The sequence below is a fragment of the Thermoanaerobacterium sp. R66 genome (assembly GCF_028895185.1).
GTDB lineage: Bacteria > Bacillota > Thermoanaerobacteria > Thermoanaerobacterales > Thermoanaerobacteraceae > Thermoanaerobacterium.
In genome coordinates this window covers 1534500-1557622 of the sequence record NZ_JAEUWW010000001.1, presented here as the reverse complement: position 1 = coordinate 1557622, position 23123 = coordinate 1534500, and the positions used below count along the sequence as shown (strand labels likewise).

25 protein-coding genes are annotated in these 23123 nt (G+C 36.5%); 14 read left to right on the top strand and 11 right to left on the bottom strand.

Annotation, left to right across the window (positions count from 1 at the left end; translation table 11 throughout):
* Window positions 1-117: 117 nt before the first annotated feature.
* From nifV to JJQ93_RS07940, 5 genes are all read left to right on the top strand, one after another.
* Complete coding sequence (gene nifV, locus JJQ93_RS07960) at window positions 118-1269, top strand: homocitrate synthase (protein WP_274893371.1); 1152 nt, start codon at window positions 118-120, stop codon at window positions 1267-1269.
* A 17-nt stretch (window positions 1270-1286) separates the two neighbouring features.
* Window positions 1287-3209, top strand: a complete 1923-nt coding sequence (locus tag JJQ93_RS07955) for an aconitate hydratase (RefSeq protein WP_274893370.1) — start codon at window positions 1287-1289, stop codon at window positions 3207-3209.
* An 84-nt stretch (window positions 3210-3293) separates the two neighbouring features.
* Window positions 3294-3884: an HD domain-containing protein gene (locus JJQ93_RS07950; RefSeq protein ID WP_274893369.1), complete on the top strand. Its 591-nt coding sequence runs from the start codon at window positions 3294-3296 to the stop codon at window positions 3882-3884.
* A 43-nt stretch (window positions 3885-3927) separates the two neighbouring features.
* On the top strand, window positions 3928-5145 hold the full coding sequence (gene tyrS / locus JJQ93_RS07945; RefSeq protein WP_085111756.1) for a tyrosine--tRNA ligase: 1218 nt from the start codon (window positions 3928-3930) through the stop codon (window positions 5143-5145).
* A gap of 113 nt (window positions 5146-5258) precedes the next feature.
* Window positions 5259-6335 carry a CapA family protein gene (locus tag JJQ93_RS07940; RefSeq protein WP_274893368.1) on the top strand — a complete coding sequence of 359 codons (1077 nt, stop codon included), beginning with the start codon at window positions 5259-5261 and terminating at the stop codon, window positions 6333-6335.
* Between the two features lie 45 nt (window positions 6336-6380).
* On the opposite strand, the gene panD is transcribed toward JJQ93_RS07940, so the two are convergent.
* From panD to JJQ93_RS07920, 4 genes are read right to left on the bottom strand one after another with little or no spacing between them, the layout of a single operon-like run.
* Window positions 6381-6734 carry an aspartate 1-decarboxylase gene (gene panD / locus JJQ93_RS07935; protein ID WP_085111754.1) on the bottom strand — a complete coding sequence of 118 codons (354 nt, stop codon included), beginning with the start codon at window positions 6732-6734 and terminating at the stop codon, window positions 6381-6383.
* Window positions 6734-7585, bottom strand: a complete 852-nt coding sequence (gene panC / locus JJQ93_RS07930) for a pantoate--beta-alanine ligase (protein WP_274893367.1) — start codon at window positions 7583-7585, stop codon at window positions 6734-6736. Before panC ends, panD begins: the two co-directional genes overlap by 1 nt.
* Window positions 7582-8406: a 3-methyl-2-oxobutanoate hydroxymethyltransferase gene (panB, locus tag JJQ93_RS07925; protein WP_274893366.1), complete on the bottom strand. Its 825-nt coding sequence runs from the start codon at window positions 8404-8406 to the stop codon at window positions 7582-7584. Before panB ends, panC begins: the two co-directional genes overlap by 4 nt.
* Window positions 8399-9244: a Rossmann-like and DUF2520 domain-containing protein gene (locus tag JJQ93_RS07920; protein ID WP_274893365.1), complete on the bottom strand. Its 846-nt coding sequence runs from the start codon at window positions 9242-9244 to the stop codon at window positions 8399-8401. The genes panB and JJQ93_RS07920 overlap by 8 nt, the downstream gene beginning before the upstream one ends.
* 410 nt (window positions 9245-9654) lie before the next feature.
* On the opposite strand from JJQ93_RS07920, the gene JJQ93_RS07915 reads away from it, so the two are divergent.
* Both JJQ93_RS07915 and JJQ93_RS07910 read left to right on the top strand, forming a co-directional pair.
* On the top strand, window positions 9655-10752 hold the full coding sequence (locus JJQ93_RS07915) for an RNA-guided endonuclease InsQ/TnpB family protein (protein ID WP_274893364.1): 1098 nt from the start codon (window positions 9655-9657) through the stop codon (window positions 10750-10752).
* Window positions 10753-10991: 239 nt separating this feature from the next.
* A complete protein-coding gene (locus JJQ93_RS07910; RefSeq protein ID WP_274893363.1) occupies window positions 10992-11180 on the top strand; it encodes a DUF86 domain-containing protein in 189 nt (62 codons plus the stop codon).
* 25 nt (window positions 11181-11205) lie between these two features.
* Here JJQ93_RS07910 and JJQ93_RS07905 read toward each other — a convergent pair whose 3' ends face one another.
* The 4 genes from JJQ93_RS07905 to JJQ93_RS07890 all read right to left on the bottom strand — a co-directional run bounded on the left by JJQ93_RS07905 (window position 11206) and on the right by JJQ93_RS07890 (window position 14317).
* Window positions 11206-12204 (bottom strand): hypothetical protein, encoded by a 999-nt coding sequence (locus JJQ93_RS07905; protein ID WP_274893362.1) that lies wholly within the window; start codon window positions 12202-12204, stop codon window positions 11206-11208.
* A 103-nt stretch (window positions 12205-12307) separates the two neighbouring features.
* Window positions 12308-12745 (bottom strand): hypothetical protein, encoded by a 438-nt coding sequence (locus JJQ93_RS07900; protein ID WP_274893360.1) that lies wholly within the window; start codon window positions 12743-12745, stop codon window positions 12308-12310.
* A 93-nt stretch (window positions 12746-12838) separates the two neighbouring features.
* Window positions 12839-13948 carry a M56 family metallopeptidase gene (locus JJQ93_RS07895; protein WP_274893359.1) on the bottom strand — a complete coding sequence of 370 codons (1110 nt, stop codon included), beginning with the start codon at window positions 13946-13948 and terminating at the stop codon, window positions 12839-12841.
* A gap of 9 nt (window positions 13949-13957) precedes the next feature.
* Window positions 13958-14317, bottom strand: coding sequence for a BlaI/MecI/CopY family transcriptional regulator (locus tag JJQ93_RS07890; protein WP_274893358.1), 360 nt, complete (start codon window positions 14315-14317; stop codon window positions 13958-13960).
* Between the two features lie 169 nt (window positions 14318-14486).
* On the opposite strand from JJQ93_RS07890, the gene JJQ93_RS07885 reads away from it, so the two are divergent.
* Both JJQ93_RS07885 and JJQ93_RS07880 read left to right on the top strand, forming a co-directional pair.
* Window positions 14487-15065, top strand: coding sequence for an HDIG domain-containing metalloprotein (locus JJQ93_RS07885; RefSeq protein WP_274893357.1), 579 nt, complete (start codon window positions 14487-14489; stop codon window positions 15063-15065).
* Window positions 15066-15160: 95 nt separating this feature from the next.
* The gene (locus JJQ93_RS07880) at window positions 15161-16330 is read left to right on the top strand and encodes a DUF6612 family protein (RefSeq protein WP_274893356.1); all 1170 of its coding nucleotides are present in this window, start codon (window positions 15161-15163) and stop codon (window positions 16328-16330) included.
* A 35-nt stretch (window positions 16331-16365) separates the two neighbouring features.
* Here JJQ93_RS07880 and JJQ93_RS07875 read toward each other — a convergent pair whose 3' ends face one another.
* Window positions 16366-16749 carry a DUF4363 family protein gene (locus JJQ93_RS07875; RefSeq protein ID WP_274893355.1) on the bottom strand — a complete coding sequence of 128 codons (384 nt, stop codon included), beginning with the start codon at window positions 16747-16749 and terminating at the stop codon, window positions 16366-16368.
* Between the two features lie 8 nt (window positions 16750-16757).
* Window positions 16758-17429 carry a YetF domain-containing protein gene (locus JJQ93_RS07870; RefSeq protein WP_085111745.1) on the bottom strand — a complete coding sequence of 224 codons (672 nt, stop codon included), beginning with the start codon at window positions 17427-17429 and terminating at the stop codon, window positions 16758-16760.
* A gap of 201 nt (window positions 17430-17630) precedes the next feature.
* Between JJQ93_RS07870 and JJQ93_RS07865 the strand changes: the two genes are divergently transcribed.
* The 3 genes from JJQ93_RS07865 (at window position 17631) to JJQ93_RS07855 (ending at window position 19789) form a co-directional block, all read left to right on the top strand.
* On the top strand, window positions 17631-18452 hold the full coding sequence (locus JJQ93_RS07865; RefSeq protein ID WP_085111744.1) for a Cof-type HAD-IIB family hydrolase: 822 nt from the start codon (window positions 17631-17633) through the stop codon (window positions 18450-18452).
* 62 nt (window positions 18453-18514) lie between these two features.
* A complete protein-coding gene (locus JJQ93_RS07860) occupies window positions 18515-18649 on the top strand; it encodes a hypothetical protein (protein ID WP_274893354.1) in 135 nt (44 codons plus the stop codon).
* Between the two features lie 129 nt (window positions 18650-18778).
* A complete protein-coding gene (locus JJQ93_RS07855) occupies window positions 18779-19789 on the top strand; it encodes a LacI family DNA-binding transcriptional regulator (RefSeq protein ID WP_014756974.1) in 1011 nt (336 codons plus the stop codon).
* Between the two features lie 9 nt (window positions 19790-19798).
* On the opposite strand, the gene nagA is transcribed toward JJQ93_RS07855, so the two are convergent.
* Window positions 19799-20941, bottom strand: a complete 1143-nt coding sequence (gene nagA / locus JJQ93_RS07850; RefSeq protein ID WP_274893352.1) for an N-acetylglucosamine-6-phosphate deacetylase — start codon at window positions 20939-20941, stop codon at window positions 19799-19801.
* Window positions 20942-21040: 99 nt separating this feature from the next.
* Between nagA and JJQ93_RS07845 the strand changes: the two genes are divergently transcribed.
* Both JJQ93_RS07845 and JJQ93_RS07840 read left to right on the top strand, forming a co-directional pair.
* On the top strand, window positions 21041-21718 hold the full coding sequence (locus tag JJQ93_RS07845; RefSeq protein ID WP_013788657.1) for a response regulator transcription factor: 678 nt from the start codon (window positions 21041-21043) through the stop codon (window positions 21716-21718).
* Window positions 21719-21727: 9 nt separating this feature from the next.
* Entirely contained in the window at window positions 21728-23122 is a 1395-nt protein-coding gene (locus JJQ93_RS07840; protein WP_274893351.1) for a sensor histidine kinase, read from the top strand.
* Window position 23123: the final 1 nt, after the last annotated feature.

Sequence of the window (23123 nt, the reverse complement as noted above, 5' to 3'; positions counted from 1 at the left end):
GTATAATCTGGCTTTTGCAATTTTAAATATAAAAAGTTGCAAAAACTATTGACTTTATTTCTTTATATGAATAAAATATATACATAAGTTTCTTTGATTTAAGAAGGGGGAAGTTCGATGAAATTCAAAAAAGAGGATGGTAAATTGTACCTCGTCGATACAACACTGAGAGATGGAGAACAAACAGCCGGTGTTGTTTTTGCTAATAGTGAGAAAATCAGAATTGCGAAAATGTTAGATGAAATTGGCGTGCATCAACTTGAAGTCGGAATTCCAACGATGGGCGGAGATGAGAAAGAGACGATTGCAAAAATTGCAAAACTTGGACTGAATGCCAGTATAATGGCATGGAACAGAGCTGTTGTAAATGATGTGAAAGAATCGTTAGAGTGCGGTGTTGATGCTGTTGCGATTTCAATCTCGACTTCAGATATACACATAGAACACAAGCTTAGAACTTCAAGGCAATGGGTTTTAGATCACATGACAAGTGCTGTTGAATTCGCCAAGAAAGACGGCGTCTACGTTTCTGTAAACGCAGAGGACGCATCCAGGACAGATATGGACTTTCTCATAGAGTTTGCAAGGTGTGCAAAACAAGCAGGTGCAGACAGATTGAGATTCTGCGATACTGTAGGTATATTGGATCCTTTTAAAACATACGACATCATAAAAAAGATTAAAGAAGCCATGGATATAGATATTGAGATGCATACACACAATGACTTTGGAATGGCTACGGCAAACGCTCTTGCAGGTTTTAAAGCTGGTGCTAATTTTATAGGCGTCACTGTAAATGGCCTTGGTGAAAGGGCCGGAAATGCAGCGTTAGAAGAAGTAGTTATGGCACTAAAGCACGTGTATAAGTACGACATCAATATAGATACAAAAAGGTTTAGAGAGATTTCAGAGTACGTGTCTACAGCATCTGGAAGGCAACTGCCGTCGTGGAAGGCAATTGTTGGTACAAATGTGTTTGCACATGAGTCGGGAATCCATGTTGATGGAGCTCTTAAAGATCCTCACACATATGAAATATTCGATCCAGATGAAGTAGGTCTTGAAAGACAGATTGTGATAGGCAAGCATTCAGGTACGGCAGCGTTAATAAATAAGTTCAAAGAGTACGGAAGAGTATTGCCTGAGGAGGAAGCAAAAGAACTTTTACCTTATGTGAGAAGTTTGTCTATTCAGCTTAAAAGACCGCTTTTTGATAAAGAATTGATATATCTTTATGAAGAGCACATATCTAAGATTAAGGCAATTTAATAAGAGGGGGATGACAAGTGAATTTAACGCAAAAAATTTTGAAGAAGCATTTGGTAGAAGGAGAACTTGTAAAAGGGCATGAGATCGCTATTAAAATAGATCAGACACTGACGCAGGACTCTACAGGCACTATGGCTTATCTGGAGCTGGAAGCTTTAGGAGTCGACAAAGTCAAGACAGAGCTTTCTGTCGCTTATGTTGACCATAACATGCTGCAGGAAGGCTTCGAAAACGCAGACGACCATAAGTACATCCAGACAGTTGCTGCGAAACATGGAATATACTTCTCAAGGCCAGGCAATGGTATTTGCCATCAAGTTCATCTTGAGAGGTTTGGAAAACCAGGTAAGACGCTATTAGGATCTGACAGTCATACGCCTACAGGTGGTGGCATAGGTATGCTGGCAATAGGCGCTGGAGGACTTGATGTGGCATTGGCTATGGCAGGTGAGCCCTATAGGCTGGTAATGCCAGAAGTGATTAACGTTAGACTTACTGGGAAATTAAAACCATGGGTATCATCGAAAGACATTATACTTGAGCTTTTAAGAAGGCTTACTGTAAAAGGTGGAGTCGGCAAGGTATTTGAGTACACAGGCGATGGCGTTGCAACACTGTCCGTTCCTGAAAGAGCTACTATAACAAATATGGGAGCAGAGTTGGGAGCGACTACATCTATCTTCCCATCTGATTTCCGCACGTATGAATTTTTAAAAGCCCAAAAGAGAGAAGATGACTTTGAGGCACTGCTGCCAGACGATGATGCTGAGTATGATGGCGTTATTGAAATCAATCTTGACGAATTAGAGCCTATGGTGGCACTGCCACACAGTCCTGACAATGTAATAAAAGTGAAAGATGCAGGAAAGTTAAAAGTCGATCAAGTGGCGATTGGATCTTGCACAAATTCGTCCTACATGGACATGATGAAGGTAGCGGCCATATTAAAAGGTGGTCTTATCGCAGAAGGAGTAAGCTTAGTCATATCTCCTGGCTCGAGGCAAGTTTTGAACATGCTTGCAAAAAATGGCGCATTATCAGACATGATTTCGGCTGGCGCCAGGATTTTAGAGACAGCCTGTGGACCATGTATAGGCATGGGTCAGGCTCCTGCTACAAATGCCATATCTCTTAGGACATTTAACAGGAACTTTTATGGAAGGTGTGGCACAAAATCAGCAAAAGTGTATTTGGTAAGTCCTGAAGTAGCCGCTGCATCAGCATTGGCTGGTTATCTCATAGATCCGAGGGAGTTAGGAGAAGAAATCAAGATAGAGATGCCCAGTGAATTTTTGGTGAATGACAATATGATAATAAAACCGCCTGTGAATGCGGATGAATTTGATGTTGTAAGAGGTCCAAACATAAAGCCTTTCCCTATCAATACTCCTCTTGCAGATATTGAAAAGGCCGTCTTGATAAAGGTAGGGGACGACATTACGACAGACCACATTATGCCGTCTAATGCTAAGCTTTTACCACTCAGATCTAATATTCCAGAGCTTTCAAAGCATTGTTTTGAGACGATAGATCCTGATTTTTCTAAGAGAGCTTTAGAAAATGGCGGTGGCATAATAGTTGGCGGAAATAACTACGGTCAAGGTTCCAGCAGGGAGCACGCCGCGTTGGCGCCGCTTCAACTGGGAGTGAAAGCAGTAATTGCAAAGTCATTTGCAAGAATACACAAGGCAAACCTCGTAAATAGCGGAATTCTTCCTTTAACATTTGTAAGTGAAGATGATTATGACAAGATCGATGAAGGCGATGTGCTCAAGATTGAAGGTGCTGTAAATCAAGTCAAGGCAAAAGGCAAGATTGTCGTTAAGAATGTGACGAAAGGGTATGAATTTGAAGTAGATCTTGACGTCAGCGACAGAAATCGGGAAATCCTAATAGAAGGTGGACTCATAAATTACGTGAGAAAAAAAGATAAGGTTTGATGAAAAAGCATGCTACGGCATGCTTTTTTTAGTAAGCTCTTTGGTATATAATAAAAATATATGCGAAAAGAGGGGTATTTACTTATGGAAAATGAAAGGCTTAAAAAGCAGATAGAGTTTTTGAAAGAGATAGACAAGTTAAAGCAAGTATTTAGGCAGACGCTTCTTATGGATGGCACACGCCATGAGAACGATGCTGAGCATTCTTGGCATCTTGCAATGATGGCGTTAGTCCTTTCTGAATACGCAAGCGAGAAAATCGATGTTAGCCATGTGATTAAGATGGTTCTTGTACACGATATAGTAGAGATTGATGCTGGTGACACATTTGTATACGATGAGAAGGGATATGAAGACAAAGCAGAAAGAGAGAAAAAAGCGGCAGAGAGGCTATTTAATATTTTACCTAAAGATCAGGCAGACGAGATAAAAGCCTTGTGGGAAGAATTTGAAGAACGCAAAACTAAAGATGCAAAATTTGCATCTGCCCTTGATAGGATGCAGCCTATAATACATAATTACTATACGAATGGGCATTCGTGGAGAGAGCATGGGGTAAAAAGCCATCAAGTTCTTGAGAGAAACAAAATTGTCAGCGAGATAGCGCCAGAGCTATGGCAGTTTATCAATGATATATTGGAAGATGCAATAAACAAGGGATATATTGAAAGATAATTAAAATTTTTGATAAATATTAAGAATATAGGAGGTCAATTTGATGTCGGTTTTTGATGTATTGAAAGAGAGAAATTTTATACAGCAGATGACGCATGAAGATGAAATCAAAGAATTACTTGAGAAAGAAAAGGTTACTTTTTACATAGGTTTTGACCCGACGGCAGATAGCCTGCATGTTGGACATTTTTTGCAGCTTATGGTTATGGCTCACATGCAAAGGGCAGGACACAGGCCTATTGCTTTAATTGGTGGTGGCACTGCCATGATAGGCGATCCTACTGGCAAGACAGATATGAGAAAGATGCTGACGAAAGAGGAGATAACACACAATGCCGAAGCTTTTAAAAGACAAATGAGCCGCTTTATAGATTTTTCAGATGGCAAAGCGATACTTGCCAATAACGCTGACTGGCTTTTAAATCTTAACTATGTGGAGTTTCTAAGGGATATAGGAGTACATTTTTCTGTAAATAAGATGCTTACTGCCGAATGCTTCAAGACGAGGCTTGAAAGAGGACTTTCTTTTTTAGAGTTTAATTACATGCTTATGCAAGCGTACGATTTTCTTATGCTAAACAAAGAGTACGGCTGTGTGCTTCAGATGGGCGGAGACGATCAGTGGTCAAACATATTGGCAGGCGTCGATCTGATAAGGAGGAAAGAAGGAAAACAAGCTTACGGCATGACATTTACTCTGCTTACTACAAGTGAAGGGAAGAAGATGGGTAAGACTGAAAAGGGAGCTATTTGGCTTGATGCTGATAAGACGCCGCCGTATGATTTTTATCAGTATTGGCGGAATATAGATGATTCAGATGTGGAAAAGTGCCTCTCATTGTTGACATTTTTGCCTATGGATGAAGTCAGAAGACTTGGCTCTTTAAAGGATAAGGAGATAAATGAGGCCAAAAAAGTTCTGGCGTACGAAGTTACAAAACTTGTACATGGTGTGGATGAGGCTGAAAAAGCGAAAAAGGCAGCAGAAGCCTTGTTTGAGGGCAGAGGAGATTTAAGCAATGTGCCTACTTCCACGATTACAAGTGACATGTTAGGATCAAATTTGTTGGATGTTCTTGTAAAGACGGGCATAATTCCTTCAAAGAGCGAAGGAAGGAGGCTTATTACTCAAGGTGGCCTTTACGTAAATGATGAAAATGTAAAAGACGTAAATGCTGTAGTTACAGAAGACATGTTTAAGGAAGGTTACATGATTTTAAGACGAGGTAAAAAGTCTTACAACAAGATAATCCTTACATGATGTGTGGCGTACATAGTGTGCGCCATATTTTTTTATAAATTTTATAATTTATTAATTATTACTTATTTGTAAAATATTATATAATTATACATGAGATAAAAGGGGTGGGCATTGTGAAAAAATTTATAATTTCTGTACTTGTATTGATAGCTGCATTTTTTATATCGTATGAGGTGACAATGGGTAAAAACGGCATCATACAAGAAACCTCTAAAGTTGGCAATGATAATTTAAAGCAGATAGCATCGATAGATGATAAAAATGTAAATAATGCTCCGATAGAAATTACCGTAAGCGCTGCAGGTGATACGACGCTGGGATCTGATGAAAGCTTTGGCAAAGAGTACACGTTTGACGCAGAGTTTCAAAAGCACAGTGGCGATTACGGGTATTTTACTCAAAATGTGAAAAGCATCTTTACAAATGATGACATGACAATAGTCAATTTAGAAGGCACGTTGACAAATGCTTCAAAAGAGGCCGACAAAGAGTACAAGTTTAGAGGCAATCCCATTTATGTAAATATATTGAAAGATGGTGGTGTTGATGCTGTAAATTTGGCCAATAACCATTCTTTTGACTATGGAAGGCAAGGATTTGATGATACAGTTTATACCCTTAAAAAAGCAGGAATAGGCTTTTTTGGATATGGGTATAAGTACATAAAGGAAATCAAAGGAATAAAAGTAGGAGTTTTAGGTTATACAGGTTGGAGCTTTCCTGAAGATTTGAAAAAGCAAATAAGAGAAGATATTCAGGATATGAAAAGGCAAACCAATTTAGTCATCGTATGCTTTCACTGGGGTGATGAGGGAAAGTACTATCCCAATAAGATACAGGTAGCATTAGGACATTATGCAGTTGATGAAGGAGCAGATCTTGTTTTGGGCACACACCCTCATGTGATAGAGGGCATAGAAAGATACAATGGCAAGTACATAGTCTATTCTTTAGGCAATTTTATCTTTGGCGGCAACAGAAACCCATCAGACAAAGATGCATTCATCTTTCAACAGTCTTTTACGTTTGATAATTCAAAAAGACTAATCAGTTTATCAAACATGAATTTAATACCTATATCAATTTCCTCTTTAAAAGATCGGAATGATTTTAGACCCGTCATATTAGAAGGCAGCGAAAAAGAAAGGGTATTGAAAAAGATTGCGGATCTATCAAATGGAATTAAATAAAATAAAAGAGCAATGTATTGAAATTACACTGCTCTTTTTAAATTTTTAATCTTTTAAAGGCCTATTTTTTTCGTCAACAAATACTACTTTCGGCTTATAAGTTTTAGCTTCTTCATCATCCATCATTGCATATGAAATTATGATCACAATATCACCGGGGACGCAAAGTCTTGCTGCAGCACCGTTTAAACATACAGTGCCTGAATCTTCTTCTCCTTCTATGACGTACGTTTCGAATCTTGCACCGTTGTTGTTATTAACGATCTGCACTTTTTCCCCGGGCAAAATGTCGGCAAGATCCATTAATCTCTTGTCAATAGTTATAGAGCCCATGTAGTTTAGGTTTGCATCTGTGACGGTTGCTCTGTGAATTTTAGATTTCATCATAAATCGCTGCATTATTCATCAACACCCCATAGTAGATTGTCAATCAATCTCGTATTTCCTATATAACATGCAATTGCAATCAATGCTTTATCACCTATAGTGTTTAGGTCATCCAACGTATCAGGGTCAACACATGAGACGTACTGTACTTTACATTGAGGCTCATCTTCTAAAGTTTTTCTCACAGCATCTAAGATTTTTTCTGCACTTCTTTCTCCAGATACAAGGAGTTTTTCTGCTTCTTTTAGTGACTTGTTTAAAATTAGTGCTGCACGTCTTTCCTCATCAGTTAAGTAAGTATTCCTTGAACTTAGTGCTAATCCGTCTTCATCCCTTACTATAGGTGATGCGATTATTTCGACTGGTATATTTAAGTCTTCCACCATTTTCTTTATTACAGCTACTTGCTGAGCGTCCTTTTGGCCGAATACTGCTATATCTGGCGTAAATATATTAAAAAGTTTTGCCACTACAGTGCATACGCCGTCGAAATGTCCTGGTCTATATGCACCGCAAAGCTTGTCTGTGATTTTCCTTACGGTTATTGTCGTAAGCCTTTCGTCTGGATACATTTCTTCTACCGATGGTATAAAAACAAGATCGCAACCTTGATTTTCCAACAGTTTAATGTCCCTTTCAACATCTCTTGGATATTTGTCATAATCTTCGTTTGGTCCAAATTGGATTGGATTTACAAATATGCTGGCACATACGAAGTCCGAATTTTCTTTAGCTTTTTTTATGAGGGAAAGGTGCCCTTCATGAAGATAGCCCATGGTTGGCACAAGCCCTATCTTTTTATTTTGCTTCTTTTGCGACTTTATGATTTCTCTGACATCTTGTATCTTTTCAACGACCATCATTTTTCATCACTCTCTCTATTAGCAAATGAGTATTCATCAGTTGGGAAGGATTGATTTTGGACATCTGATATATAGCTTCCTACGGCATCTTTTATTATTTGGCTGATGTTTGCGTACTGCTTTACGAATTTTGGCTTATGCCCCTGTGTAAGCCCCAGCATATCGTGAAGTACAAGTATCTGACCATCGCAGTATGGCCCTGCTCCGATGCCTATTGTAGGTATTGACAGAGATTTAGTGATTTCTTTTGCCAGATCCATCGGTACGCATTCTAAGACAAGAGCACAGATACCGGCATCTTCTAATGATTTTGCATCGTTTTTTAACTTTGATGCTGTTTTATCATCCTTGCCTTGAACCTTGTATCCACCTAATTTGTTTACAGATTGAGGTGTGAGGCCTATGTGACCTACTACTGGAATGCCGGCATTCACGATTGCCTTTACTGTTTCAGCTATTTCGATGCCGCCTTCCAGCTTTACGGCTTGTGCGCCTCCTTCAGACAAAAGGCGAGCAGCATTTTTAAGTGCATCTTCTTTAGATATGTTGTAAGACATGAAAGGCATATCAGCCACAACAAAAGCATTTTTTGCTGCTTTTGTGACAGCCTTTGTGTGGTGTACCATGTCATCCATTGTGACAGGTATGGTACTATCATATCCTAATACTGCCATGCCGAGGGAATCACCTACAAGTATAAAATGAATACCGCATTCATCCAATATCTTTGCTGTCGGATAATCATAGGCAGTCAATGCAGTTATCTTTATGCCATCTTTTTTTAATTTCTTTAGAGTAGAAACTGTTATTTTATCATTCATTAAATATCTCCTCCAATTCCGATATTTTCTCATCACTTGAGCCTTTAAAAAGTCTTATTGTGGTATTTCCCATGGCTTTGTATAGTTTTAAAATTTCATCATCGTTTATGTTTTCCACATGTTTTTTGACCGTTTCTATGTCGCATCTGGCAATAGGACCTGACAATGATGCGTCATATCCTCTTTCACTTATGTTTTTCAAAGTTCCATTTATAAGCGGTAAAAGCAGATCTGGATGTTTGTCAAAAGGAAATCCAGAAGCTTTTAAAAGTTCATTGGCAGCTTTTACAAGTGTAACAAGGTAATTTGATGCTATGACACATGCTGCGTGATAAAGGGGTTTATTAATGCCATTAATTACTATTGGCTTTGCTCCTATTGCTTTAGTTATACTTATTCCGACATTTACAGCAATGTCATCTCCTTCAATTGTAAAGTAACTTTCGGGAAGCAGAGAGACGGCAGCTTCTATTGATGGGCATGTTTGAATCGGGTGTATGACCATCGTGTGTCCATATTTTTTAAGAGGCTTTAGTACATCAATAGATATTGAGCCGCTTAAGTGGACAAAGATTTTATTGTTTATAATAGATTTGTGCTTTAGGATTTCTTCCACGATAGATTTTATACAGTCGTCTTTTGTGCTTATTATGATTACATCTGATGCGTTTATAATGTCTTCATATTTTGAAAAAGCAGCAGAATTTGTAAGTGATGATGCGTTCAATGATGAATTTACATTTCGACTTAGATATCCAGAGACTTTTATTGAAGAATGTGACAATAAAATACCTAAACCTGTGCCTATTTTTCCTGCACCTATGAAACCTACTTTCATTTAAACAACACTCCCTTCAAATGTGGGAGATAACAAAAAAACCTTCCGCACGGAAGGCATAATACACCATCTTATCTCCCGTCCCGGTCATATGATCCTGGCGAGGTATAAACTTTTAAAATTTTAACATCATGTATGGTTCCACTCGGGATACCATCATAATAAAAATAGCACTTTGATTCGATAAAGTCAAGAAAATTTGCTTGTCTTAAGATTTGGATGGTAAAATTTCATCTAATATAGCAACGAATTTATTGATTGTATACATGGAAAATGGTAAGATTTAATAAAAGCTTGAAAGAAGTCTCCCATCCTCTATAGGTGGGAAACGAATTTCTATTGTCTGCCATAGAATAATATGCCATAATGGATACAGAAAATTTTATTGTAGAAAGCCAAGGTGAGAAAAGATGATGACATGTCAGCATTTTTTCATAGAGCCAACAAAAGAACAAGAAGAAAAGCTTTTTTATACATTGTATTTATGTCGCAAATTATATAATTACTCACTAGATCAAAGAATAAAACATTACAAACAATATGGCAAAGGACTTACATATAAAGAACAGCAGAACATGCTTCCAAAATATAAAAAAGAACATCCAGAATACAAATTAATACAGTCGCAAATATTACAGGATGTGTTGAGAAGATTAGATAGAGCATATAAAAACTTCTTTGACAAAAGAGCCAAATATCCTAAATTCAAAGATAAATATCACTACACATCAATAACACTTCCACAATGCGAAACAAAAAGAAACTTTGGGAAAGAAGGATATGTATACATAAAAAATATAGGGCATATAAAAATCAAAGCACATAGAAACTTTGATCCAACAAAAGTCAAAACAATAAACATAAAATACCATGCAGGAAAGTGGTATATAAATCTGTCAGTTGAAGTAGAAGAAGAAAAAGAAAAAACAGTCATAAGAGAAAAAGCAATAGGAGTAGACAAAGGAATAAACTCAATAGCTGCAACATCAGATGGAGAATTATACTCAAATCCTAAATGGCTACAAAAATCAGAGAAGAAACTAAAAAGACTGCAAAGACAATTATCAAGAAAAAAGAAAGGAAGCAAAAACAGAGAAAAGCAAAAGAAAAGATTAGCGAAACTTCATGAAAAAATAGCGAATCAAAGAAGGGACTATCTACATAAGATAAGCTATAACATAGTAAAACATAATGACATCATATGCGTTGAAGATTTGCAAGTAAAAAATATGATGAAAAATCATAAACTTGCAAAATCGATAGCAAATGCAGGATGGGGAATGTTAGACAAATATCTCCAGTATAAAGCAGAAAAAGAGGGAAAAATCTTCGTAAAAGTAGATCCAGCATATACATCACAAAGATGTTCAAGATGCGGGAAAATAGTGGAAAAAGATTTATCGGTAAGAATACACAAATGCGAGTGCGGATTAGAGATAGACAGAGATATAAACGCAGCAATAAATGTACTATATGAAGGATTAAAACAATTAGGCATAGCAGCATAAGAGTAATAATTTTGTAGGGAAGGTTCCTCCCGAAGTTACGCCCATGGAGATTGTGTAAGACCTGCTGTGAATAGCAGTAGGCAATGGTCTATGAAGTAGGAAGCTCCACCCTCTATAGGATGGAGTGGGTTCACGTGTTATGCATCTTTTAGATATGCTGATACTCAGTTTTTGAGAGAGCAAAGGAGACAGTATCTGAGAAAAGAAATAGATAAATTGTTGAGGGGTGAATAAAATGGGTGATACGTGAAGCTGGAGTTTTGGATGTAGATTTTGCAGTTAAGATTGCTCCAGCTTCTGGTTTGAGGAATAGATTAGTGCACCAGTATGAAAAAATTGATGATAAAATTGTGTACAACAGTGTTAAAATGGCAATAGAGGATTTTAGCAAATATGTTGATATAATAAGCAGGTACATTGGTGTATGAGAAGTTATGTCCATAATTGTCAGTTTCATTCTTTAACTTTTAAAGTAAATCTTTGACTTGCTTCTATGTTGAAAGATAAAAGGTCTTTTCCGTCAAATTTATTAAAAGGACTACAAACGCTATAGCTAATAATCTCATACAGTCCTGGTTTATTAGGAGCAATCAATTCCATTTCCCCTATTCCTGTACTGCCTTTTGGAATTTCCAGTAATAAATAAGGTTTATTATTTATTAAGACTTGCTTGTATCCAATGGTTGTCAATAATAAAACTTGACTGCTTTCCTTTGCAGAAGGGGAAGAGACGTTATAGATTAATTTAAACTTTTGATTTGGTTTTACTGTGAAAACAACTGGAGGATTAGGCAAGATTTTCGTTTTAAGTATGCTATAATCATAGTCTTGATTTAACGTATAATTATAACTGGATTTAATAAGATTTTTTGGTATTTCGAATTCTTTTGTGTTGTCAAAATTGATATTTTCCGAATTAAAAATAATATCTTGAATTGTTGCACTTCCATACCAGTCTATGGTTTGATTTAAGTCAGATGAGTGTAAATCCGGGGCAATGCAAAAAGTTATAAGCAATTTGTGAGATCCAGACTTTGTCAAATTTTGAGGAAGATATAATGGTAGTTCAATTTCATATCCATCATTTAAATTAAAAATATATTTTTGATCGAATTTTCCGTTTGAATTAATTTTAAATTTTATTTGTTCGTAATCATAATAAACATTCATTATAAACTTTCTGTCTTTTCCATTATTGTTAAACATAACGGTAATTGGTTTAGTTAAATCAGAAATATATAATGTGTGATTTGCTTTGTAGCTATTAGGATCATTTTTTATACCTGTATTAAAACTATTTTCATTATAAACATTTATTCCTATGCTACTAGGAAAATTTTCGTATTTTGAATTATCCCATTTATGAATTCTATTAATATTTTTATTAAAACTACTACAACCAGATAAAATAATAATTACGATAAAAAATAGAACTGTTAATCTTTTTTTCATCAAATTTATCATCCTCGTTTCTATATTATTAAATATCAATAATATTTCAAATAAGACGTGGAACAAAGTTTCCACATCTTATTTGAAATAGATATAAGTTAAACTAAACAGTCGTTGAAGTAGAAGCTGTTTGAGTACCAGATGTAGGTGTGTCTTGAATTTCACCATATCCTTTCCACGTGACAGGTGAATCAGTCGTACGGCTAAAAATTTTTCCAGTAGTTGTAGAAGAACTATTATAAGCGTAATTAGTTGATGCTGGAATGCTGCCTAGTCCATCTGTGCCAGATACTTTTGCATATAAGTAGTAAGCTGTTCCGGCATAAGTAGACATTGTAGCATATGCATAATTTCTTCCGTTCCAAGTAAGGGTAACTTTTCCCCAAGATGCAAGTATGCCGATACCAGGTAGAGAAGAAGATGCCGAAATTGATTTTTCTCCAGCTATTGTAGCATCCTTATCTGCTGCATACGTTGTAATTGGTCCTAATAACCAAGATGCAATGATCAGCAGCATGATGGCAATTAGTATGCTTATCATTTTTTTTGTTCTGAAATCCTTCGTATTTCGATATCATGATTGATTCTCCTTTCGGTTTATTTTATAATTTTATAATTGAAGAAAATTATTTATCTATTTTGATGGGGCGGAAATTGATGTTTCTCCTTCTACAAGAAAAGGCATGTCAGTGTGAGATTGAGGTGTTACTTCCACTCCACCACTGGGTACAGAGATTGATGTTTCCCCTGCCACAGAAATGATTTCATCTGTGGCATAAGCCATACCTGTGCCAATTGTTGCTATTAGCAATGTTATTAAGATTGCAGATATGGCTACCCATTTTTTCTTTTGCTTGTAAGGTGAGTTTTGTTCGCCCAAAATCTTATTTAACCTCCTTTCCAGCTGTTTCTGCTTATCACTGAACGCAGAAAACAGCTTGACATTTTGATTTGCCACATTCCAGAGCACATTTAGTATTAATTCACAATATCGCCTCCTTTCGTAGCTGTCCATTGGTTTTACAACACTTTCGTCACATGAGAGCTCACAATAATTCTCAATATCATGTCTTGCGATATATGCCAAAGGGTTAAACCAATGGAGTAAATTAATGAGTAAAAATAAAATCTTTAGATATGGATCATGACGCTTCCAGTGAGTAAGTTCATGAAGATAAATATGCTTCAATTCTTCTTTGGTAAATTCAATGTCTGGCAAAACGATGCGAGGCTTAAAGATACCATACAGAAAGGGTGTAGTCATGCAGGAAGAGATGTAAATTTTTATGTCTTTTGCTATTAACATTTCTTGCTTGCATTTTAAAAATACATTTAAAGTCTTAGTACCATTGGCCAAACGGCACATGCTGAAAATACGTTTGTATTGGCTATAATTCTGAACAACAGTTGTAATTGTTGCTACCAGTGTTCCTGCCATCAATGTGTATGGGATCAAATCAAGGTAAAGTGATATAGATGCATGTATTTCATGTCTTGATGTAGCGATACCATTGGCAGCAGAACTTATATACCAAGATAGATATTGTGCAAAGCTCAAATTAAGCCAAGATACCAACCTGTGATACGGTATCAGGAAAAACATGTACATAAATATGTAACTGTAATAATGCCAGGTTGAAGAAAAATATTTAAAAGTAAATAGACTTAAAAGTTTTAAAATCAAATATAGTCCTCCAGCCACAACCGACATTATAAGCAATTGATTATAGATTATTTTAATCATAAGTAACACCTACTTTTTAAAACGTTTCATTAGGCTTTCAATGTCTTCCAATGTTATATCGCCATTATCACATAATGAAGAAATGAATCCTAATATAGAACCTTTATGGACATCTTTTATAAATTGCTTTATTTCAAAATTACGGTATTCCTGTTCAGTAATGCAAGGCTCATACTGGTTAGCCTTGCCTATTCTGGTTGCCTTAAGAATTTTTTTTCTAATTAAGCGAGTTAAAAAAGTAATCACTGTGTTCTGTTTCCATTCCGCTGCCTCAGGCAGATTTTTAATTATTTCAGAAGTTGTTACAGGATGCCCGGCAGCCCAAATATACTCCATTATCTTTTTTTCAGAATCTGACATTCTTTGCATCGTCTCAAGATACTCCTTTCGAATCTACACGATGTAGTTTAATTTCATTCTACATCGTGTAGGTTAATTTGTCAATATGTTTTTTATATATTCATATAATTTTGATAACGTCCCTCATTGTGGTATAATTCTATTTAAAAATAATATCATACGAAAGAGGGTATTCATTATGGAGAATGCTTTAATTAATAGGGATGAAGCTTATAAGTTATTAAAGGAGTACAACAAAAGTGAAAGCCTTATCACACATGCGTTGGCTGTTGAGGCGGTTATGAGACATTTTGCTGAGCTTTTTGGTGAGGACCAAGAAAAGTGGGGCATCATAGGACTTTTGCATGACCTTGACTATGAGATGTATCCAAATGAGCATTGCAAGAAAGTAAGAGAAATATTAAAGGAGCATGGATGGCCTGAAGAGTACATTCATGCAATAGAAAGCCATGGGTGGAAATTGTGCTCGGATGTAGAACCGGTACATAAAATGGAAAAAGTTTTGTACACAATTGATGAGCTGACAGGACTTATTACAGCTACAGCGCTTATGCGCCCCAGCAAAAGCATACTTGATTTAGAGGTGAAATCTGTAAAGAAAAAGTGGAAGCAAAAAAGTTTTGCAGCAGGTGTCAACAGGGACGTCATAGAAGAAGGTGCAAAAATGCTTAACATGGACTTAGATAAAGTGATAGAAGAAACCATAATAGGAATGAGAAGTGTAGCGGATGAGATAGGGCTAAAAGGTAGTCTGTGATTCAAAAATTTAGAAAATTTTTATTGATTAAAATATGGTAAAGTGGTAAAATATAACTGATTGAAAATTAACAAACAAGTCAAGGAGGGGTTATTGTGAAAAAGTTTGTTTCTATCTTTTTATCAGTTATGCTGGTTGCAGCTATTCCAGTGTTTGGTTTAGCAGCGCAGCCGTCGCCATCATACATGACGAGACAGGAGTTTGTAAATGATCTTGTAAAGGGATATGGGATTGATTTATCTGGACAGGATATCTCTCAGTATGTGAAAAGCAACCATATATTAGAAGGCGATGGCAAAGGAAATTTGATGCTTTCAGATCCAATCACTTACCAGCAGGTTGCTACCTTATTAAGCAGATTTTATGGACTATCGATGATAGATGCGCATCAGATAGAAGGGCCTGAATACGTATATGCCTTAGAAGAAGGCTTGATTCCTCAAGATGTTTCTCTAAATGATAAAGTAACAGAAGATGAAGGGCAGCAGTTATTGTCAAATATATTCGACAATTACGATAAAGTTAAAGATATGATAGATAGCAGCAAGAATTCTACAATGAAGAGTGGCAGCATAAGTGGCAATATGAAAATTGCCATCGGCTTTAACAATGGTGTTGCATTGCCATTTGATACAGTTTCTACACAAGTTTATGCTGATTTCAATTTAGACCAAGGAATCCATGAATCGATTAGCATGACTATTCCAAATGAAGGCTCAATGGATGTAGAAGAGTACATGATGGGCGATAAGGTTTACGTAAAATCACCTGATGGTCAGTGGAGCTATATGACGGTTCCAGGTATGTCAAACATCATGAACTTGGAAAAATTGCAACAACAAAATAATCTCTTCAGCAAAGACGTACTTTATAGATATGCTGGTACAAGCTATTTAAACGGAAAAGCAGTAGATGTGGTATATGCATACACTAAAATTACGGACATGTCAAAAATTGATGATTTAGTAAATGCTCTTGGCCTTGGAAATATTTTGAATGGTATGAAGTACAGCGATTTAGTCGATGGGGCGTATGGAAGAAGTGTTTATTATATAGACGCAACTACAAATCAGGTGTCTAAGCTTGACATGATTGTAAAAATCGTTTATAAGCAAGGAGCAAAAATTGGAGGAGTCGAGATACCATTGAAATGGGAAATGGTAAGCGGCTCAATAGTTTACTCGAATATAAATGGAAATGTCAATGTTGTGTTGCCTGACGATGCTAAAAACGCGAAAGAGTTGACAGCTCCAGCACAAAATTAATTTGTAAACTATAAAGACCCGGAGAATCCGGGTCTTTATAGTATGTTTTCAAGTGTCAGCTTCTCATTTGATGGTATGTGGCTATAAAGCTCTTTCAATGTTTTAAGCTCTGATAGGCTTAAATCTTTGTCTTTAGTTTCGATAAAGCTTTTAAGCTTTGAAAGACTCATATCAATATCGTCTATTTCTCTGTGCTCAACTAAAATTGCCCATTTGTTGCTTACTTTTCCCCAAGTTTTTTCTAAATCATCAGCATTTGTTTTGGCACTCATCCACTTCTCACTTTTTATGTTTTGTTCTATAACTTCAAGTTTTTTTTCCATGCTGTTGGATGAAGTATATAAGTAGTTGTACGAAGCTATATCTACAAGTATTATTAAGACAGTTATGGCTGCAATCAATGGAATCACGTGCTTCATTTCATGTATCACTCCTTCTTGTAAACTGTCAATACGTTATTGGGGTCAAGTGATGCCAGTATTACATTATCTACGCTGCTTATATTCCACATCTTCAATTGTTCATTAAGCCAATTCATATCTACATTTGCTATTTCCATGTTTTTTTCTATTATTTTTCCGTCTATTATTACTGGAAGAGGTAATCCTTCGTATTGTGGTGTCAGATTTAAGTCATTAGGTGTTACGGGTCTTTTATCGACTTTTGGTATTACGCTTAGGCAGCCATTTGTCTCCAATATTGCGTACTCTACGTCAGCTATATTTGGATAGCCCATGACTCTAAGCTCTTCTAAAAGGTCATTTATATTGTACCTTTCTTTTTGAAGTTCTTTTGTCAGGATTTTTCCTTTGTCAATTAGAACTGTAGGCTTTCCACAGATGATTTCGCGACCGTGCAGGCTTTTCATCGACACATACGATAAAAAAAGCTGTGATATAAGCAAAGTAAAAATAGGTATTATGCCTGTTAAAAGTGGTATACCTTTGTTTTGCATAGGTACGGCAACCAGGTCTGCTATCATTATTGCAACAACCAATTCGTACGGCTGCAATTGCCCTATCTGCTGTTTTCCCATTATTCTCATGACGACGACTACCAAGAAATAAAGGATTAACGTGCGAAAAAATATAATAAGCATAAGCCCACCCTTCCATTTAATATGTTCAAATATATTTTGAGAGTATTGATGCAAAATATACACTGTAAAAAGTTTGTTAAATAAAAAATGAAAATGTAAAATTTTCAGTGTTAACGTTTTATGCTAAATTATGATATAGTATGTAAATTTACAAACTGTTATAATATAGATATAGAAAAATAAACGTAGGGGTTGAAATATATGTGTAAGTTATTTGTAACAGATGCCGATGGAAGCCTTTTAGATAGCAATAACAAAATATCTGAAGCAAATATTAACGCCATAAATGAGCTGAGAGAAAAGGGAGTCATTTATACCATTGCCACAGGTAGGATGTTTTCATCAATATTACCATATGCTTTAGAGCTTAGGGTAAATGCACCTGTCATTTGCTTTAACGGAGCTTTGATAAAAGATATTTACACGAAAAAAGTGTACTATTATAACCCGATTCAACCTGATGATGCCATAGCAGTCATCGATGTATTAAAAAGCAGTGGCTATCAAGTAAATCTATATATCGATGATAAATTAGTGGTAGAAGAAATGAATGAAAGGGTTGAATGGTATTTGTCGTTTAATACGGTTGAAGTTGATGCTGTTGGTGATCTTGCTGAATACATCAAAAATACGGGAAAAGGCACTGCTAAAATATACGCAATAGGTGACATTAAAAATCCTGCCCCTGTAGATCCGGAAGTTTATGATAAGCTTTCAAAGATAGTTTCTGTTTCCACATCTGGCGGTGGCCATTTGGAGCTTAACGCTAAAGGTGTCAGCAAAGGCAATGCATTGAAGACTTTGGCAAATATGTACAACATTAAGAGGGAGCTTGTTGCTGCTGTAGGAGACAATCTCAACGACTTATCAATGATAGAGTACGCAGGTTTTGGTGTTGCAATGGCAAATGCGCCAGAGCTTGTAAAGATAAAGGCGGATTTCGTCACAAAGTCAAACAATGAAGATGGCATCGCATTTGCGATAAATAGGATTTTTGCAAGGCAACAAATTATAGCCGTTTAAAGACCATAAAACCACCTTTTGCATATAATGTAGTAGGCTTTATAAATGCCGGAGGTGGTTTTGTGGAACAGTTGATCGTAAAGCTAAGCATTCTTGTGGTCTTAGTTGTAGGCATAATGTACATGGCCATGTCTTTTATACCTTTGTTTGTTTTAAAAGATAGAAAAAAAGATGTTGATGAGGATGAAGACAAGTGATCTTCGTCTTTTTTTGTTGATTTATGAAAAACAATGTAAAATTTTTTCGAAAATCTATTGACAAATTTTCATTAAAAAAGTAAAATATCCATAAGGTATGAGAAAACGATAACTTAGAGGTGGTAAAGAGTGAATGCTACTATTAAAGATGTGGCTAGGGAAGCGAAAGTTTCTATAGCTACAGTGTCGAGAGTTTTAAATAACAGCGCTGTTGTCACTGATGAAACAAAGCAAAGGGTGTTGGATGCCATAAAAAAGACAGGCTATAAGCCAAATGCTTTAGCCAGAAGCCTGAAGATACAGAAGACTCACACGATAGGGCTTATTGTGCCTGATATATCAAGTCCCTTTTATCCTGAAGTTGTAAGAGGCATAGAAGACATTGCCAGCATGTATTCTTACAATATATTTCTGTGCAATACAGACCAAAAAGAAGAAAAAGAGATGAATTATATAGAGATACTTAGCGAAAAGCAAGTTGATGGCATCATATACATGGGCGATATAATTAGAGATTCTGTAAAGCAGCAGCTAAAAGACATTGGTATACCGATTGTCTTAGCAGGTACAGAGGATGCCGAGTCGGAGTTTCCAAATGTAAATATAGACAACAAAAAAGCCTCTTATGATGCTGTCAAATATTTGATTTCTTTAGGGCACAAGAAGATAGGCATGATATCCGGACCTGCTGATGATCCTATTGGAGGCGTACAGAGGACAAATGGATACAAAGAAGCCTTATCTGAAGCGAAAATAAGATTTAAGCCGTCGCTTGTTGTAGAAGGCAGTTTCAAAGCAAGGCAAGCATACCTTGCAATGCTAAAGCTTTTGGAAAACAATGTTGACGCTGTCTTTGCAGCATCAGACGAGATGGCTGCCGCTGCAATAAATGCCATATTTGACTCTGGATTTAGTGTGCCTGAAGACATTCACGTTATCGGATTTGATAACACGTATCTTTCGTATATGTTTAGGCCTACGATAACTACTATACAAAGGCCTGCATACGATATAGGTGCTGTAAGCATGAGGCTTATGACGAAACTGCTTGCTAAAGAGCCTATTGATGATATGCACGTGGTTTTGCCTCATCAGCTTATCGTCAGAGAATCAACAGGATATGGTGAAGAAAAAAAATAGCCTTATTGGCTATTTTTTTTCATAGACGATTTTCCCACCGACAATCGTCTTTTTTATCTCTATATTTTCGTCAAAGATTACTATATCTGCGTCATATCCTTCTTTTATAAGGCCCTTTCTGTCATCAACACCTATTACTTTTGCGCTGTTGTAAGACGCCAGTGCGACAGATTCAGGTAGTGATAAATCTGTATTGGATAAAATATTCTTGATAGCCTTGTCTAATGTAAGGGTGCTTCCTGCCAAGACACCGCTTTTTAGCCTTGCAGCACCGTCTTTGACGTATACGTCTTGACCGCCCAACTGATAAAGGCCGTCCCTTAAGTTTGCGGCCATCATTGCATCTGTTACAAGATTTACTTTTTCTTTTCCCTTTAACCTTATAAGCGCCCTTATGGCTGGGAAGACTGAGTGTATTCCGTCAGCGATCACTTCTGCGCTTATGTCGAGATCGAAGACTGCTCCTACTGTTCCTACTTCACGGTGGTGAAATCCTTTCATGGCGTTAAAGACGTGGGTGGCATGTGTTATACCTGCTTTGTATCCTAAAGCTACATCATCATAAGTAGAATCAGTATGTCCAACAGATGCGACGATGTTTTTTTCTTTTAAATAACGTATAAGCTCTAATGCTCCATCAACTTCAGGCGCTATTGTTACAAGTTTCACAATATTTACATATTCGCCGCAAATTTCAGTGAAATTTTCTACTGTAGGTTTTAAAATGAATTTATCATCTTGCGCTCCCTTTTGCTTTGGGTTTATGAAAGGCCCTTCCATGTGTACGCCTAAGATTTCAGCACCTTCAACACGGTCTTTGTTATCAAACACATTTTTTATAGCATTTTTGATTTTGCCTTTATCCTCAGTCATGGTTGTGGGGAGAAATGACGTGGCGCCGTGCATTGCCACAGACTTCGATATTGTATTTATTGCTTCAAAAGTCCCATCCATTGTATCAAATCCGGAAGAACCATGTATATGTATGTCTACAAAACCTGGCGATACGTAGTTTCCTCCAGCATCTATTATGTTGTCGCCATAAAGACCGTTTCCGATAGCCCTTATTTTATTTCCTTCAATCAATACATCTTTGTTACTTACTATATTTCCGCTAATTAATAATCTACCATTTACGATTAGCGTCTTCATATTATCACCTCAATTAAATTTTAGACTTATTTAAACATAAAATCAATTATATACAATTTTCACATAGAATATGATATACTAAAAATGGAGGTATCGGCTATGGAAAACATTTTAATTATCGATGATGAAGAAATGCTTGTAAAAGGGTTGAAGCTATCCCTCATTCAAGAAGGATATTACGTCGATTGTGCCTATGATGGTGAAGAAGGTTTGGAAAAAATAAAAAATGGCAATTATGATTTAGTCATATTAGATTTGATGTTGCCAAAAATCGACGGTCTTACACTTTGCAAAGAGGTAAGGTCATTTTCGAATATACCTATAATAATGCTTACAGCCAAAGGCGAAGATGTGGATAAGATAGTAGGCATTGAGATGGGAGCAGATGACTACCTTGCGAAGCCTTTCAACACGCGGGAATTGATTGCCAGAATCAGGGCTTTATTCAGACGGACAACGACACCTTATGTAAAAAAACACGATGTAATAAAGTTAGGTGATATTACGATAAATGTTCCTGACAAGATAGTCCAGAAGAATGGCAAAGACATCGACCTTACAAACAAAGAGTTTGAATTATTAGTTCTTTTAGCTTCCAATCCGGGAAAGCTTTATTCTAAGGACAAACTGATGGACTTAATATGGGGATTTGACTTTTATGGAGATACGAATACTGTAAATGTCCACATAAGAAAGCTTAGAGAGAAGATTGAAGACGATCCGGCAAATCCAAAGCATATTTTCACAAAGTGGGGCTCTGGCTACTACATGAAATAGGGTGATACGTTGAGTTTAAGGTGGAAGATATTTTCGATTTATTTTATTATCCTAATAGTTTCGCTGGCTTCTACAGGCATTTATCTTTTCAACAATATTTATGAAAGCTACCTTGCAAATGAAAGAGTCACTAATTTGACGCAGGCTAATATGATTGCAAATTTGGTTTCTAAATTTATAGGCGTCTCCTCGTATTTGATTGAGCCTACCATTGTTGACTATGCAAACCAGATTAACTCAAGGATCCTTTTTACTGATGTAAATGGAAAAGTGATAGTTGACTCTGCGGGAAATGGCGGTATCGAAGGCAAAGATATAAATAACTACAGTGATATTAAGTCTGCTTTAAAAGGGACAGGCTCTACAAGCATACACTACATCACAGGTTCCGGTTGGACCATGTATTCTGCTGTTCCTGTTACTATAAAAAATGAGATTGTAGGTAGTATCCTATTATCTACGTCTATTGACGATGTGATGAATTTTTTGTACTCAATTAAAATGCAGATGATATACACATTTACTGCCATAGGTTCTATCGTAAGCATACTAAGCCTAATAGTCGCTGCATTTATAACTAAGCCTTTAAAAAGGCTTACAGATGCTACGAAGATAATATCTGAAGGCAAATTTGACTACAAAGTTGATGTGAAGGGAAAAGATGAAATCGGCAAGCTGGCAGATGCATTTAACGATATGGGCACAAAGCTTATGAAAATAGACGAGGAGAGAAAAAGATTTGTCTCCGATGCATCCCATGAGCTTAAAACGCCATTGGCGGCAATAAAAGCCCTTGTAGAACCGCTTATATCCAGCGATAATGTCGATATATCCGTGTATAAAGAGTTTTTAAAGGATATAAATTCTGAAGTTGATAGAATGACGAGACTTGTAAATGAATTGTTGGTTTTAGCAAAGATTGATAAAATACGCTCAATCGAAAATAAAACGGAAAATATCAGCGAGATTGCTTACAATGTCATTGAAAACCTTGAAGCTATAGCGGATCAAAAAGGTGTTTCGCTGATATTTGAGAACGAGAAAAACATTTTTGCAGATGTTGATGCAGATAGATTTTACAGGATGATATACAACGTCGTGGAAAACGGCATAAAGTACACTCCAAGCGGTGGCTCTGTTAAACTGACTCTTGATTCTGACGATAAAAATGTCTACATCACCATATCTGATACAGGCATAGGAATAAGTCAGGAAACGCTGCCTAAGGTGTTTGAAAGGTTTTCCAGAGGCGATACGGCAAGATCTCAAAAGACGGGAGGCTTTGGATTGGGTTTAGCCATAGTAAAGGAGATTGTGGATTTGCATAAAGGACACATAGACGTTAAAAGCACTGTCGGTGAAGGCACCGTTTTCTACATAACGATTCCGGTTAAAAACATTTAAA